Annotated in this window: 15 protein-coding genes; 6 read left to right on the plus strand and 9 right to left on the minus strand. The window is 40.4% G+C overall.

What is annotated here, in order from left to right:
- Nucleotides 1-89 precede the first annotated feature (89 nt).
- Entirely contained in the window at nucleotides 90-470 is a 381-nt protein-coding gene (locus J4E76_RS00705; protein ID WP_208500526.1) for a response regulator, read from the plus strand.
- Here J4E76_RS00705 and J4E76_RS00710 read toward each other — a convergent pair.
- Complete coding sequence (locus J4E76_RS00710; RefSeq protein ID WP_208500528.1) at nucleotides 467-1,825, minus strand: sigma-54 dependent transcriptional regulator; 1,359 nt, start codon at nucleotides 1,823-1,825, stop codon at nucleotides 467-469. The two genes, J4E76_RS00705 and J4E76_RS00710, sit on opposite strands and share 4 nt — an antisense overlap.
- A 113-nt stretch (nucleotides 1,826-1,938) precedes the next feature.
- On the opposite strand from J4E76_RS00710, the gene J4E76_RS00715 reads away from it, so the two are divergent.
- Nucleotides 1,939-2,970, plus strand: a complete 1,032-nt coding sequence (locus tag J4E76_RS00715) for a formimidoylglutamase (protein WP_208500530.1) — start codon at nucleotides 1,939-1,941, stop codon at nucleotides 2,968-2,970.
- Between the two features lie 32 nt (nucleotides 2,971-3,002).
- Here the strand turns inward: J4E76_RS00715 and J4E76_RS00720 are convergent, their stop codons facing one another.
- Nucleotides 3,003-3,437, minus strand: a complete 435-nt coding sequence (locus J4E76_RS00720; protein ID WP_208500531.1) for a peptidylprolyl isomerase — start codon at nucleotides 3,435-3,437, stop codon at nucleotides 3,003-3,005.
- Between the two features lie 78 nt (nucleotides 3,438-3,515).
- Here J4E76_RS00720 and J4E76_RS00725 point away from each other — a divergent pair, with 78 nt between their 5' ends.
- The gene (locus J4E76_RS00725; protein WP_208500533.1) at nucleotides 3,516-3,929 is read left to right on the plus strand and encodes a DUF4442 domain-containing protein; all 414 of its coding nucleotides are present in this window, start codon (nucleotides 3,516-3,518) and stop codon (nucleotides 3,927-3,929) included.
- Between the two features lie 5 nt (nucleotides 3,930-3,934).
- On the opposite strand, the gene J4E76_RS00730 is transcribed toward J4E76_RS00725, so the two are convergent.
- Both J4E76_RS00730 and dinB read right to left on the minus strand, forming a co-directional pair.
- Nucleotides 3,935-4,399 carry a MaoC family dehydratase gene (locus tag J4E76_RS00730; RefSeq protein ID WP_208500534.1) on the minus strand — a complete coding sequence of 155 codons (465 nt, stop codon included), beginning with the start codon at nucleotides 4,397-4,399 and terminating at the stop codon, nucleotides 3,935-3,937.
- Between the two features lie 31 nt (nucleotides 4,400-4,430).
- On the minus strand, nucleotides 4,431-5,522 hold the full coding sequence (gene dinB, locus J4E76_RS00735; RefSeq protein WP_255551973.1) for a DNA polymerase IV: 1,092 nt from the start codon (nucleotides 5,520-5,522) through the stop codon (nucleotides 4,431-4,433).
- Nucleotides 5,523-5,583: 61 nt separating this feature from the next.
- Between dinB and J4E76_RS00740 the strand changes: the two genes are divergently transcribed.
- Together J4E76_RS00740 and J4E76_RS00745 are read left to right on the plus strand one after the other, a co-directional pair.
- Nucleotides 5,584-5,763 carry a hypothetical protein gene (locus J4E76_RS00740; protein ID WP_208500538.1) on the plus strand — a complete coding sequence of 60 codons (180 nt, stop codon included), beginning with the start codon at nucleotides 5,584-5,586 and terminating at the stop codon, nucleotides 5,761-5,763.
- Between the two features lie 33 nt (nucleotides 5,764-5,796).
- Nucleotides 5,797-6,270, plus strand: a complete 474-nt coding sequence (locus J4E76_RS00745; protein ID WP_370592781.1) for a DUF2452 domain-containing protein — start codon at nucleotides 5,797-5,799, stop codon at nucleotides 6,268-6,270.
- 136 nt (nucleotides 6,271-6,406) lie between these two features.
- On the opposite strand, the gene J4E76_RS00750 is transcribed toward J4E76_RS00745, so the two are convergent.
- Together J4E76_RS00750 and J4E76_RS00755 are read right to left on the minus strand one after the other, a co-directional pair.
- Nucleotides 6,407-7,024 carry a deoxynucleoside kinase gene (locus J4E76_RS00750; RefSeq protein ID WP_208500540.1) on the minus strand — a complete coding sequence of 206 codons (618 nt, stop codon included), beginning with the start codon at nucleotides 7,022-7,024 and terminating at the stop codon, nucleotides 6,407-6,409.
- A 189-nt stretch (nucleotides 7,025-7,213) separates the two neighbouring features.
- Nucleotides 7,214-9,619, minus strand: a complete 2,406-nt coding sequence (locus tag J4E76_RS00755; protein WP_208500542.1) for a TonB-dependent receptor domain-containing protein — start codon at nucleotides 9,617-9,619, stop codon at nucleotides 7,214-7,216.
- A gap of 90 nt (nucleotides 9,620-9,709) precedes the next feature.
- Between J4E76_RS00755 and J4E76_RS00760 the strand changes: the two genes are divergently transcribed.
- Nucleotides 9,710-10,669, plus strand: a complete 960-nt coding sequence (locus J4E76_RS00760; RefSeq protein WP_208500544.1) for a YheT family hydrolase — start codon at nucleotides 9,710-9,712, stop codon at nucleotides 10,667-10,669.
- A gap of 23 nt (nucleotides 10,670-10,692) precedes the next feature.
- Here J4E76_RS00760 and J4E76_RS00765 read toward each other — a convergent pair whose 3' ends face one another.
- From J4E76_RS00765 to J4E76_RS00775, 3 genes are read right to left on the minus strand one after another with little or no spacing between them, the layout of a single operon-like run.
- Nucleotides 10,693-11,532: an endonuclease/exonuclease/phosphatase family protein gene (locus tag J4E76_RS00765; RefSeq protein WP_208500545.1), complete on the minus strand. Its 840-nt coding sequence runs from the start codon at nucleotides 11,530-11,532 to the stop codon at nucleotides 10,693-10,695.
- A gap of 40 nt (nucleotides 11,533-11,572) precedes the next feature.
- Entirely contained in the window at nucleotides 11,573-12,769 is a 1,197-nt protein-coding gene (gene lhgO, locus J4E76_RS00770; RefSeq protein WP_208500547.1) for an L-2-hydroxyglutarate oxidase, read from the minus strand.
- Between the two features lie 3 nt (nucleotides 12,770-12,772).
- On the minus strand, nucleotides 12,773-13,153 hold the full coding sequence (locus J4E76_RS00775; RefSeq protein ID WP_208500549.1) for a DUF3127 domain-containing protein: 381 nt from the start codon (nucleotides 13,151-13,153) through the stop codon (nucleotides 12,773-12,775).
- Nucleotides 13,154-13,339 lie beyond the last annotated feature (186 nt).

Raw genomic sequence — 13,339 nt, forward strand, 5'->3', positions numbered from 1 at the left:
AAAATAGCTTAAGAATGTCTAAAGGCATATACCAGAGCTTCAGTGGTTTTTGGTACACTTTCGGCATTTGTCACGCTAAACATCAGCATATGAAAAGGCAACTATTGATAGTAGATGACGAACGGAGTTCGAGAAGACTTTTAGAATTTCTTCTGGTGCCCTACTATAATGTGGTATGTATGAGTAACGGAAGCGATGCCTTGAAGTGGTTGAGTGAGGGGAATAGTGTTGATGTGATTATAACAGATTATGAAATGCCTATGATGAATGGAGTAGAGTTTGTTACTGCCGTAAGAAAAAGCACTATACTCTCTCATATGGAGGTGATTGTACTCTCAAGTGCAAGGTCAAATGAGCTTAACATCCAGTTCGATGATTTGGAGGTAGGGGCATTTCTAAGTAAACCGGTTGACCCTAAGTCTCTCTTTTGGCGTGTGGAAGAGAGCTTGGGAAAACTGGTGACTCATTAGGCGTCTTCCATTTCTTTTATGTAACGATAGATACTCGATTTTCCAATATCCAGTTTATCCGCAACTAATAATACATTGTTGTCATACTTATCCAAGAAGTGCTTTATGATTTTGAAAGTATAATCACGCAGGGTCATTTCTTCAAACAAGAACTGACCTTCTTTTTGTAAAGTATTGAAGGTAATATCTACTTCTTCAATCACATTATCATCGCACATTACTGCTGCCAATTCAATGATTGACTTTAGCTCTCTAACATTTCCCGGAAAAGGATAATTCATCAATTTCGACTGGGCTTCCTTACTCAATTTTACCTTACCCATCTTGTTTTCCTTGATGAAGGCATTTAGGAAGTGTTCGGCAATTAATAAAATATCTTTTCCTCTTTCACGAAGAGGAGGTAGTTCGATCGGAATCCCTAAGAGACGATAGTAAAGGTCTTCACGGAAATTACCTGCCTGGACCTCTTCAGCCAAGTTTCTATGTGTAGCTACTATTACCCTTGTTTCAAACTTGACTACTTCATTGCCCCCAATTCTGGTAATCTCTCGTTCTTGTAAAGCCCTGAGTAATTTTGCTTGTAGACTAATGTCCATTTCACCAATTTCGTCCAAGAAGATAGTACCTGTGTGTGCCTCTTCGAACTTTCCTTTTCTTCTTGCCAGGGCACCCGTAAAGGCGCCTTTCTCATGCCCGAAAAGTTCACTTTCTATGAGGTTTTCAGGAATACTAGCAATGTTGACAGCTACAAAAGGTTTATCCTTTCTGTCTGAGTTATAGTGAATGGCCTTAGCAACCACTTCTTTTCCGGTTCCCGTTTCTCCAGTAATGGAAACAGTAATATTTGTTTTGACTGCTTTGGTCAGCAGCTTGAAGATTTTTTGAATCGCTGGACTTTCACCGATAATGCTATTGTCAAATTCATATTTCTGTCCAACTTCCTCACGAAGATGAATGACCTCCTTGGTCAGTGCATCCTGTTTTTTTGCATTATTGATAGCATTCAACAATCGCTGGCGCGTCTCATTGTCTTTGGTAATATAATCGTAAGCTCCGTGCTTGAGGAGTTCAACAGCGGTATTGATACTTTCTTGAGATGAGACTACAATGACGGGGATCTCAGGGTTATATGCCTTGATTGCTTTGAGTACTTCTTCGCCTGTAGTGTCTGGCAAAGAATAGTCTAGGGTAATGAGTGCTGGATTTTCATGTAGATGGTCAAGACAATCCTTTCCATTGTCAAAGGTTCTTACTACGTGATCAGGGTTGAGTTCTGCCACATACTGAACAAGTTTCATATATACTGGGTCGTCTTCGACCACAAAAATCTTTACCGGCTCGGGTATATATTCCATCTATAATATTTGGTTGGGCACTAGGGGTGAAGATATCAATTATTAGAAGTTTAAAAAAGCAGATGTATCGAAGGACTAATCACTTTTTACTAATTTGATTCCAATCGTTTGATATGTCCATTAACAGATTAACAGTAAAGCAAACAAGAGCCTTCACCAAAGTCAGAAAAGGAGAAAGCAAAATCGGTGAGTTCATTCACACCTTGAACACGAATAAACTATCTGAATTGAAGAGTTTCAAAGAAAAAGGAGCTCAATTTTGTCTAATAGGAATTCCAGAGTGCATTGGTGTTTTGGGAAACTATGGCAATCCAGGTACGGAGCGCGCATGGGATTCTTTTTTATCTGCCTTTCTAAACGTTCAAAGCAACCGCTTCCTCTCAGGAAGTGAGTTTTTGGTGGCGGGTGTGGTCGATGTTGAGGATTTGCAAAGACAGGCGCTAGAAACAGAGTGCAATTCAGACTATTTCGCCCAAAAGATGCATGTGCTTTGTGAAAGCCTCGATGCGCTTGTAGCACCGATTATTGAAAGCGTTGTGCAGTCCGGCCTGATTCCCATCGTTATTGGTGGAGGGCATAACAATGCTTATCCAATCTTGCAGGGAGTTTCACTGGGCCTGAATAGAAGGCGAGGAGTCCATTGTATTAATCTTGATGCGCATGCTGACTATAGAGCTTTGGAGGGAAGGCATAGCGGTAATGGCTTTTCATATGCGAAGAGTGGAGGCTTTCTGGATAAGTATCTTGCCTTTGGTCTCCATCAATCCTATAATGGAGAGCAGATGCTCAAAATGATGGATACGACTAAGAACGTACGATATCATTTTTTAGAAGATGTTGAATATTTGGACAAGGATCTGTCAAAGGCACTAGAGTTCGTTTTTGATGAACATGTGCCTTGTGGCATTGAGCTGGATATGGATGCCATTCGTATGATGCCGAGCAGTGCAATATCACCTACAGGGTTTTCGGTCGAACAAGCCCGACAGTTTATTAGAAAGTCTGCAAAGGCCTTAAAAGTGGCTTATCTACACTTGCCAGAAGCTGCACCTGATTCAGAATTAGATTCAAGATTGGTTGGCAAGTCGCTGGCTTATTTGGTTACCGATTTTGCCAAGGCAATCCATAAAAAAAGCCCAAAGTAGAACTTTGGGCTAATTCTTTAGAGCGGACTCGATTAGTCTTCAATAATCACAATTTTTTCGATTTTGTCTCCTTGACGGATATCATCGATCACATCTAGGCCATCAGTTACTTTACCGAAGCATGTGTGATTTCTGTCGAGATGTGCAGTGTTGGTTCTGCTGTGGCAGATGAAGAATTGAGATCCTCCAGTATTTCTACCAGCATGTGCCATGGATAACACGCCTCTGTCGTGATATTGGTTATCACCATCTAGTTCACAATCGATAGAGTAACCAGGTCCACCATTACCTATGCCGTTAGGGCATCCACCTTGGATTACAAAATCAGGAAGTACTCTATGGAAATTGAGTCCATCGTAATATCCTTTCTTCGATAGATCAACAAAGTTTTTTACTGTATTAGGAGCGTCTTTTTCATAAAACTCCACTTTCATCAAACCTTTTTCAGTATGGATTTCTGCTGTCATTTTAATTTCGTTATTTGACGCAAAAGTAACCTTTTCAATAGAATGTTCAGACTATCTCGACAACAGAAAATTAAGTTGATGAACTTTTACCCGCCATACGTAGGGGCTGGGATTCGTGTGAAGCACATAAGCCCTGATTTTCTACGCGCTGAGATAGAAATGAAATTGCGGTGGTGGAACAAAAACCTTGTAGGGACACATTTTGGAGGGTCCCTTATGTCCATGTCCGATCCCTTCTTTATGCTGCTCTTGGTTCAAAAACTTGGACGTAACTACATAGTCTGGGATAAAGCTTCAAGTATTAAGTTTAGGAAGCCAGCGACTGGAAAAGTTACTTGTGTATTTCAAATCACCGAAGAGTTCGTAGATCAGGTGAAAGCAGATGTGGAAATTTTAGGCAAGAAGGACTATGTTTTGCCTTTGACTATCACTAACGAAGCAGGGGAAACTGTTTGTGAACTTGAGAAAACGATTTATGTTAGGAAGAAATAGTGCAGCTACTTAAAGTGATACAAGAATATAAACTCACCAGTAAATGCTGGCTTTGGGTTATCCTTGATTTCAAGTTTCACATTCAACTGACATTTGGTAATACCACGAAGGTCAGCCAGTGCACTCAACTTCACCTTAAGCCTTACTTCATTATCAACTAATACCGGTTGGTTGAACTTGAGTTTCTCAATACCGTAGTTGATCATCATTTTGATATTATTGATCTCTGCAATCTGTTCCCATAAGTAGGGAAGGAGGGAAACTGTGAGATAGCCGTGAGCGATTGTACTGCCAAAACCACCTTCCTTGGTAGCTCTTTCAGTATCTAAATGAATCCACTGGTGATCAATTGTAGCATCTGCAAAGGCATTTATGCGTTCTTGATCAATCTTCAAAAATTCTGAGACACCAAGTTCTTTCCCGATGTACTGTTCGAATTCTGCATGACTTCCAATTACTACTTTTGCCATTCGTCTTTATTAATAGTAGTCAAAGTTAAATCTAAAAATCTAAAGTCAATTGATGACCTTCTTTTAAAAGTTGTACTATTTCCCTTTTCTCGAAATTTGAACAAGTTATTCCCAGCAACCTAACACCAGAAGGAAATTCTTCCCAATTGATTTGTTCTAAAAGGTCAAACGACAACGAAACAAGTTGATCTAGTGTACGGATTTCTTCCGTAAGTGATTGGCTTCTCGTGATTTGAGAAAAATCCTTGAATTTCACTTTCAATGTCAGTGTTTTGCCAAAGGTATTTGCCTTTTCGAGTCGCTTCATCACAGTAACCGCTATCGGCTCAAGTGCCAGTTTCATATCGACCAGTTCTATCAGGTCATAATCGAAAGTATTTTCAGCACCCAGAGACTTTCTTATTCTGTTAGGGTTGACGGGGCGGTCATCATTCCCTCGTACAATTTCATAGTAGAAGCCCCCTGACTTACCAAAATTTGTAATGAGATCATCTTTTGACCAAGCTTTTAAATCCATGCCATTATTAATACCGAGGCTTCGCATCTTTTTGGCCGTTACTTTACCAACACCAAAGAATTTTTCGATAGCCAGTTGTTCTAGAAATGTTTCGGTCTTTTCGGGTCCAACCAGAGTAATGCCATCAGGTTTATTATAGTCGCTAGCAATTTTGGCAATAAACTTATTGGTAGAGATACCGGCAGAGGCCGTAAGGCCAGTTTTTGCTTTGATGTCTGCTCGTATCGCCTTTGCAATCATTGTAGCAGACGAAATCCCCTTCTTGTTTTGAGTAACATCTAGGTAGGCCTCATCAAGAGAGAGAGGCTCTATCAGGTCGGTGTAAGTGTGAAATACTTCATGAATCTGATTAGAGACTTCCTTGTACCGTTCGAACCTTGGCTTAACAAAGACTATTTGTGGGCACTTCTGATAAGCTGTTACTGAGGGCATGGCCGATCTAACACCAAACTTTCGGGCCTCATAGCTGGCTGCCGCAACAACGCCTCTCTCTTTACTGCCACCAACAGCTACAGGTTTTCCCTTAAGCGCTGGATTGTCATGCTGTTCCACTGATGCGTAAAAGGCATCCATATCAATGTGAATTATTTTGCGATGACTTTCCAATGGTTTTTAGACTTTGATACCGAATTTAGCAGTGAATTACAGAAATTTGTTTTTCGAAGGTATGAAACGTAAGAAGAAGATTTTTGTGGCAATTGCCATCCTGTTTTTTATAGCAACAATTATTGTTGGGTATGATATTTCTACCAAAACCTCGTTCCCGGGCTCTAAAAAGTACCTTAAAGAATCTATCGCTCCTTCCGAAAAAGAAGTGAAAGATTCCATTAAAAGTGAAACAAAGTAGTTGTAGAACTGCTTTAACAAAATAAAAGCAACAGTGAGCAAACCAGGTAAGAAAGTAGATGTGGATCAGGTTGACATGGAAAAGATGGCGGAAATGACAACGCCAAACCCTGGGACTATCGAGTTTCCACATACTGTTGGTGCAGCCATGATTAAGCCTGAAGATAAGGGCAAAATCAAGGGGCGATCACTCTCCGCCATGTATGAGCAGACTGATATGGACATGAAACAGATCTATGATCAGATGCAGCTGCTTGCTCAACAAGCCAAAACGATCAAAGATAGAGTAGATGTTTCGGAGAGAATTTATCAAGCTCAAATGTCATTTCAGCCACTGATTGGGAAGGTATATCATTTATATATGAAAAAGGACCATAAAGATACGCTGTCCCTGATTGGACCGAAGGAGTGGGGAAGGTCTAAGCCTTTTGAGAAGTACATAGCCACCGTAAAATTACTAGCCGATCACACTTGGGATATTTTAGAAAAGGGAGAAGAAGAAATCTAGAAGGGGATAAAAAAAATGTCCTGTCTGCGATAATTATCACGAACAGGACTGGAAAAGTTTTGATTAAAAAGTAGAGTGTTGTTAAATAACAATTCTAATGTAATGAAATAATTTCACTCTTCTCAAGATACCTAAGTTAAGAAAATAGCCCATTTACCTCTAGATCAACCTTTTCTAAGATGGAGGCCTCGTCTTCTACATTTTTGACAAAGTCCATGTCATTAACATCAATAACTAAGAGTTTTCCGAGATTGTAATTTCCAATCCAGTCTTCATAGTGCTGATTGAGGTTTTTCAAATACTCAATTCTGATTAGCTCTTCATAATCGCGACCACGTTTTTGGATATTGGCTACCAACCTTGAAATATCGGCTTTGAGATAGATTAACAAATCGGGAGGTTGTACATGTTTGATCATTGACTTGAAGAGTTCCAAGTAGTTCTGATAGTCCCTTTCTACGATATGGCCAGACTTGTACAAATTGGCAGCAAATATGTAGCAGTCTTCATAGATCGTTCTGTCCTGAATTGTACCACCCTTTGATTCCCTAATTCGAGCTACTTGATTGAATCGACTGTTGAGAAAATAGACTTGCAAATGGAAGGACCATCTAGACATGTCTTCATAGAAATCCTTTAGATAAGGGTTGTCTTCTACTGATTCAAGCTGCACATCCCAATTGTACTGCTTACCTAATTTTTTGGCCAATGTGGTTTTCCCTGACCCAATGTTCCCTGCTATCGCTACGTGCATTACTTGCTCTAAATAAGGTTTGCAAGTTATAGGATTTAGCCGCTTTTGAGAACGGAAGGCATAAAAAAAGCCTGACAGACAGACCTTTTTTATTAACACCCAATAAATATGATTTGATAAGAATCGATACTAATGTATCATCCTTATTTATCCTAATCGTAACGTAAAGATTAACAAAGTGTTATGATGCTAGAAGTTGGCCCGTAGAGACAAGACAGCATTGAATCCGGGTGCACTGATTCCTGATGAATAGGGTCTGTAGTGCGTATCTAATAGATTCTCCAAATTCAAATTGATACTAAGCCGATCATTGAGTCGGTATGAATTGTTGATACTGATAATGGCCCAGGGCAGTGCACCATCAGCGGTATACAACTGTGGCTTGTTCTGCTCTGAAGGAGCAAGGTCTTCAAAGTCAATACCACCGCTGTATCTGACAATAAAACTGGAAGTGATTTTTTCCTGTTTTAAATTAATACTCGTTTCCCCGAAGAGGGGAGTGACATGGCGTAAAGGTAAGTTTTCAATCGTATCTTCTCCCTCAGTATAAGTCACACTACTTTTAAGGGTGATGTTCGGGTAAATCTCAGCAGATAGGTTGAATGAAAGGCCCCAAATGAAGGCTTTTCCAACGTTGACCTCTGCAAATACATTACTTAGTGTGCCATCATAAATGATTTGAGGTTGACCATTAAATGTAAAAGGTCTTCTAACCAATGCATTTTGGAGAAAGGAAAAGTAGTTGACAACCTCAACTTTGAATTTGTTACCAACCTGACGACTAATACCATATTCAATATTATAGCTAGTTTCAGGCTTCAAGTCAGGATTTGGTACAATTACAGTTCCCGGTTCTGAATCAAATACCTTTCCGGCATCATCAACATTTGGGGCTCTAAAACCACTTGAAAGTATGGTGTTAAATTTCCACCCGGGTTTAGGTAGATACACAAGCCCAATGTTTCCAGCGAACCCTCCGTTATCAATAGAGATCTCATCAAAAGGGAAGTCAAAGAAGGTCTTGTCCTGAAATTTAGAATTCAACCTAACATAGCTGTAACGTATGCCGGTATTAAGAATTAGTTGATCACTAAGGTGATTTTTGGTACTGATATAGGCTGCCAAAGAATTGTATGTACTACCTCCATCCGGGTAACGTGTGCTGGTTGGGTTTTGCTCGTTTGTATCTAAGTCAGTGGTAAAGGCGGAAGATTCTACATCATTATTCACAGCTTCTAGTCCATAGTAAAGCTCGCCATTAAGACCAAAAACCTTTTCGAAATCAAGATTAAAGGAAAACACCTTCACTTCTTCCGTTCTACTACTTAGAATATCGCTTGTATATGTTCGGTCATGCCTACTTTCTTCAATGGATTGAAAAGCAGTGGTCATTTTCATTTGGTCAAAGAACTGATTAGGGTAGAAAAATCGCATCTGCAGGGAATGCATCTGCCAATCTTGAGGCCCATAATACCATTCTGCATTTCTTAATGTATTATTCTCCCTGAGGGTCAATCTATCATATCTTGGTACGTCTGATGAGTTTGAATAATGGAAGGCGTACGTAAAGTCAGAGAAAGAGCCCAATCGCCATCTGAATTTTTGTAACAGGTTATACTGATCGTAACCAGATCCTACCTGTCGGTTCACATCATCGTTCTGAACGATTACATCTTCACCGTTTACCCTTTCGACATACTCGAAACGTTTACCAAAGTCGGGAAAATCATCCGTGCGGTTCGCGCCAGCTCTTAGGTCTCCGAAATCGCTATATGTGAAGCTGGTAAATGATGCGAATTTTGGCTGGTTGATCTCGAATTGGATATTACCTGTGCTCGCATTGGCTGCGGAAGCATATCTTGCAAAGGCAGAGCCTCTAAAGCCCAAACCGTCATTAGAAAAACTTGGTGTCTTGGTGTGAAAGTCCATCACGCCACCGAGTGCATCGCTTCCATAGATCACTGAACTAGGGCCGAATACTACTTCAGCACCTTGTAAGTTATTCGGGTCGAGTGTGGTTACGTTTTGCAGGTTGCCACTTCGATAAATGGCATTATTCATCCGCACACCATCAACCACAATTAAAACTGAGTTAGCGGAAAAACCCCTAATGATTGGGCTACCGCCTCCTAATTGACTTTTTTGTACAAAGACTTGTCCATTCATGCTGAGAATATCCGCTGCAGTTGCTGGTTCAGCCAAAGCGATTTCTTCAGCTTCAAACTCAGCGATGCGTTGTGGTATTTCCACTTTGTTCTGTTCCCACTTATTGGCAGAGACTACCACATCTTCCATTTGGAAATATTCCTCAGTTAAGCTGACTGTATAATTGAGTTTGGCTAGGTCCGAATACTTAATTTCACGAGGCCTAAATGAAGGGTGTCTGATGACTAGGGTCCCTGTTTGCGTAAAGCCTTTCAGGTCGGCAATACCAAAAGCATCGGTGATTGCTCCTCTATCTGTTTCTTTTTCTTGAATTGTTGCTTGACTGATTGGCGCATTATTAACCTGATTAACCACTTTAACGGTTTGGCTTGAAAGGGACAGGTTAATGACAAAGAACGTAACCCAAACAAAACATTTCCTCCAACTCACTGCGCTCCTTGTTTTCAATAGAATTTTAATCAATTAACTTTCTCGTCAAGTTTCAGTTTTAAAGATAGTCCCAAATATACCCCATTAAACATGCCCATAGTTGCTTCTAATTATAAGGGACCACCATTTTTTTATTTGAATGGACATTTCGAGACTATCATTCCGAGTATGACTCGAAAAATCAAGGGTATTGAGTATTCGCGAGAGCAAATAGAAACTCCCGATGATGACTTTTTGAACCTCGACTGGCTGAAAAATGGTCATAATCGCTTACTCATTATTTCACATGGGTTGGAAGGCGGTTCAGATCGGCATTATGCCATGGGTATGGCTAAATTATTCTCCTCTAATGGCTGGGATGTCCTTGCCTGGAATAACCGAAGCTGCAATGGCGAGATGAATAGGCAAAAGATATTATACCATCACGCAGCTAGTTATGACGTAAGAACTGTCGTTGATCATGCACTTGCTACAGAACAATACGCTGAGCTGGCTATGGTTGGAATGAGCATGGGAGGAGGGCAGACCATTAGGTACCTTGGAGAGGAGTCAGAATTTGGACTCCCTGATCAGCTTAAAAAAGCGGTGGTTATATCGGTTCCATGTTCTCTGCCTGAAAGTGTGGATACTCTTGGCTGGAGAAGTAATGCCGTTTACGAAAAAAGATTTCTGGGAAAATTGAAGGACAAGTTGAAACGGAAAGCTGAGCAGTATCCTGAGATTGATGTTTCAGAATTGGTTAACATCAAGAAACTTGAGGTGTTCGATGAGATGTTCTCTGCACCACTACATGGTTTCGAAAGTAGAAAGGCTTTCTATGAACACTGTAACCCTTTGCCTTTTATTTCCAAAATATCCAGAGACTTGTTGATTCTCAATGCATTAAACGATCCTTTGCTAATTGGAGATTGCTTTCCATATCACTTGGCAGAAGGGAGTCCGAATATTTACCTAGAAACCCCTAAAAGAGGAGGACATGTGGGTTTCGTTGAATCGGGGAGTGACTTTACTTATTCAGAGCTGAGAACATTGGAGTTTTTGACAAATTGATAAGTGCTTAAAGTCTTAGGAAACTAGAATCTCGCCTTAAGTAAAACCGGTAGGTGATCGGAAACCCAAAGCCCATTTTGTCTCCTGTCGTCAATATGAGATAGACTGACTGCATTTATGTTTCTAAAGAAAATATAGTCAATTCGATTTTCCAGTTTGGCACTAATATCGAAGCCACTGAAAGTACCAATTGGGCCATAGAATTCATTTTGAGAGTCGGAGTAGCCATCTTTCATATACCTTGTAATATTTAGAATAGGTTGGCTATTAGGTGTTGCGTTAAAGTCTCCAGAAAGAATAATTGGTGCTGTCGAACCAGCAATCTCTTTAATTTTTTGTACGATTAGTGAAGCAGAGTTGGCCCGAGCCACTTTGCCTATATGATCAAAGTGCGTATTGAAAAACCAAAATACTTCTTTGGTAGCCTTCACTTCAAATTGTCCATAAGTACATATTCGGGGTAGGGCAGCATCCCAGTCCTTACTCACTTTGTCAGGAGTTTTAGAAAGCCAGAATGTTCCTTCCTTTAGTAAAGTAACTTTTTCGGTGTCATAGAAAACAGCACTAAGTTCTCCTTTGGTCTTACCGTCATCTCTGCCCACACCGAGATAATCATATCTAGTCGTTTTGTCCTTTATAAACTGCACCTGACTTATTAAGCCTTCTTGAATTCCGAAAACAAGTGGGTCATAGTGGTTAATCAGTGCTACTACTGCGTCTTTCCTATCATCCCATTTATTCATGCCATCATTCGGATTGTTATATCGAATATTATAGGATAGAAAGGAATGTGTCTGCGCTATTGTAGGCAGACTAATTGAAATAGCGAGTACTATGGAAGACAATAGCAAGAATTTCTTCATACCCGAATATATGGAATTTGGAAAATTAGCTACTGAAAACTTAGAACCGCTTGATCACCAAATCACTCACCGTATCACCGATGGATAAAGATGATGTGGCTGCAGGAGACGGTGCGTTACATACATTGATGGCATGTTTGGCTTCAATTATGGAGAAGTCATCCAAGAGGCCTCCGTTACGGTCGCAAGCTTGAGCGCGAACTCCGGCACCACCATCCACTAAATCAGATTCCTGGATTTCTGGTATAAGCTTCTGTAAGGCCTTGGTGAATGCTGCTTTTGAAAAAGAACGATAAAGCTCTCCAAAACCTGTTCTCCAATATTTCTTTGCCACTTTTTGAAAGCCGGGCCACATCAAAGATTCCATTAATTCGCCCAAATGGATTTGTGACTTTTTATATCCTTCTCGTCTAAAGGCCAACACGGCATTTGGTCCTGCTTCAATACCGCCTTTCATCATTCGTGTAAAATGGACACCGAGGAAAGGGAAATTTGGATCTGGTACAGGGTAGATCAGGTGCTTAACCAGATACTCTTTTTCTGGTATCAGCTTGAAGTATTCTCCTCTAAAGGGAATGATCTTCAGGTCTACGTCTTCCGAAGTCTTTCGCGCTAGCCGATCAGAATACAATCCACCACAATTGACTACGAGTTGAGTATCCAACGTTTGTTTGTTGGTCACAACCGTTGATCCAGTAGTTGATTCATTGATATCCAATACTTTTTCTCCTAGGAAGATATGGCCGCCAGCCTCACGGATTTTGTCCGCGTATTTCTCGGCAACCGCTACATAGTCGACAATCCCAGTATAAGGTACTTTCAGAGCTGCAATGCCATTCACATGGGGCTCAATTTCCTTAAGCTCCTCAATGCTGATTTTAGAAATTTTGTCAAGACCGTTTTCTAAGCCTCTATTGTAAAGATTCTCCAGCAGGGGTTTTTGGAAGTCATCTGTTGCAACCACTACCTTACCACATAAGTCGTAGGCGATTTCTTCCTGATCGCAGAACTGCAATAGCATGTTATAGCCATTGATGCAATTGGTAGCCTTTAAACTCCCTGGCTTATAATAGAGCCCAGAATGTATTACCCCACTGTTATTCCCAGTTTGGTGTTTGCATAGCTGCTCTTCTTTCTCGATAAGAGCAAGCTTTAGTTTTGGGTTTTTCTGAAGGCTCTTGTAAGCTGTTGCAAGACCTACGATTCCACCTCCGACTATAATAAGGTCATACTTCATATATTAAAAAGGTAGATCGTCAGATTCGTCTGCATTTAGCCAATCCGGCTCATCGTTAGAAGCAGGTGGAGGAGGTGTTGCCCCCGCTGGGGCTGCAGCCTGACTTTGTTCTGCTGTAATTCTCCAAGCTTGAAGTGAATTGAAGTATTTGTCTACCCCTTGTTGGTCTGTCCATTTTCTACCTTTCAAATTGAAGCTGACATTGACTTCTTGGCCTTCGGAAAAGCTATCGAGTTGATCGCATTTGTCTTGAATACACTCGAATTTTACATATTCCGGATACTGAGGATTATCTGCATATTCAACTACGAACTCCCTTTTTTTGAAAGTTGCAGTGACTTGTTGTGCAGGAAAGATTTTGAGGATTTTGGCTTTGATTTCCATGGGCTAAAAATTTGCCCAAAGCAATTGAATATTCAGTGAAGAAACAAATTCATTGGACTGAGAATGCGACTTTCATCAAACTTTTCGTTATCACTGTTGTCATATAGCTGATTAACTAATGCATTTGGCTAAACAAGTCATTTGAGAAATCGAAAATATGACCATCTTTGATGTTTCGTATTAAGC

It is taken from the genome of Roseivirga sp. E12 (assembly GCF_017592825.1).
In the GTDB taxonomy this organism is placed as follows: Bacteria; Bacteroidota; Bacteroidia; order Cytophagales; family Cyclobacteriaceae; genus Roseivirga.

Bases quoted from the DNA above. Each gene is read 5' to 3' on its own strand.
- J4E76_RS00705 (WP_208500526.1), top strand. From the start codon at position 90: ATGAAAAGGCAACTATTGATAGTAGATGACGAACGGAGTTCGAGAAGA.
- J4E76_RS00750 (WP_208500540.1), bottom strand. From the start codon at position 7,024: ATGCACGTAGCGATAGCAGGGAACATTGGGTCAGGGAAAACCACATTG.
- J4E76_RS00760 (WP_208500544.1), top strand. From the start codon at position 9,710: ATGCCCATAGTTGCTTCTAATTATAAGGGACCACCATTTTTTTATTTG.
- J4E76_RS00765 (WP_208500545.1), bottom strand. From the start codon at position 11,532: ATGAAGAAATTCTTGCTATTGTCTTCCATAGTACTCGCTATTTCAATT.
- J4E76_RS00775 (WP_208500549.1), bottom strand. From the start codon at position 13,153: ATGGAAATCAAAGCCAAAATCCTCAAAATCTTTCCTGCACAACAAGTC.
- J4E76_RS00710 (WP_208500528.1), bottom strand. From the start codon at position 1,825: ATGGAATATATACCCGAGCCGGTAAAGATTTTTGTGGTCGAAGACGAC.
- J4E76_RS00715 (WP_208500530.1), top strand. From the start codon at position 1,939: ATGTCCATTAACAGATTAACAGTAAAGCAAACAAGAGCCTTCACCAAA.
- J4E76_RS00730 (WP_208500534.1), bottom strand. From the start codon at position 4,399: ATGGCAAAAGTAGTAATTGGAAGTCATGCAGAATTCGAACAGTACATC.
- lhgO (WP_208500547.1), bottom strand. From the start codon at position 12,769: ATGAAGTATGACCTTATTATAGTCGGAGGTGGAATCGTAGGTCTTGCA.
- J4E76_RS00740 (WP_208500538.1), top strand. From the start codon at position 5,584: ATGAAACGTAAGAAGAAGATTTTTGTGGCAATTGCCATCCTGTTTTTT.
- J4E76_RS00720 (WP_208500531.1), bottom strand. From the start codon at position 3,437: ATGACAGCAGAAATCCATACTGAAAAAGGTTTGATGAAAGTGGAGTTT.
- J4E76_RS00725 (WP_208500533.1), top strand. From the start codon at position 3,516: ATGAACTTTTACCCGCCATACGTAGGGGCTGGGATTCGTGTGAAGCAC.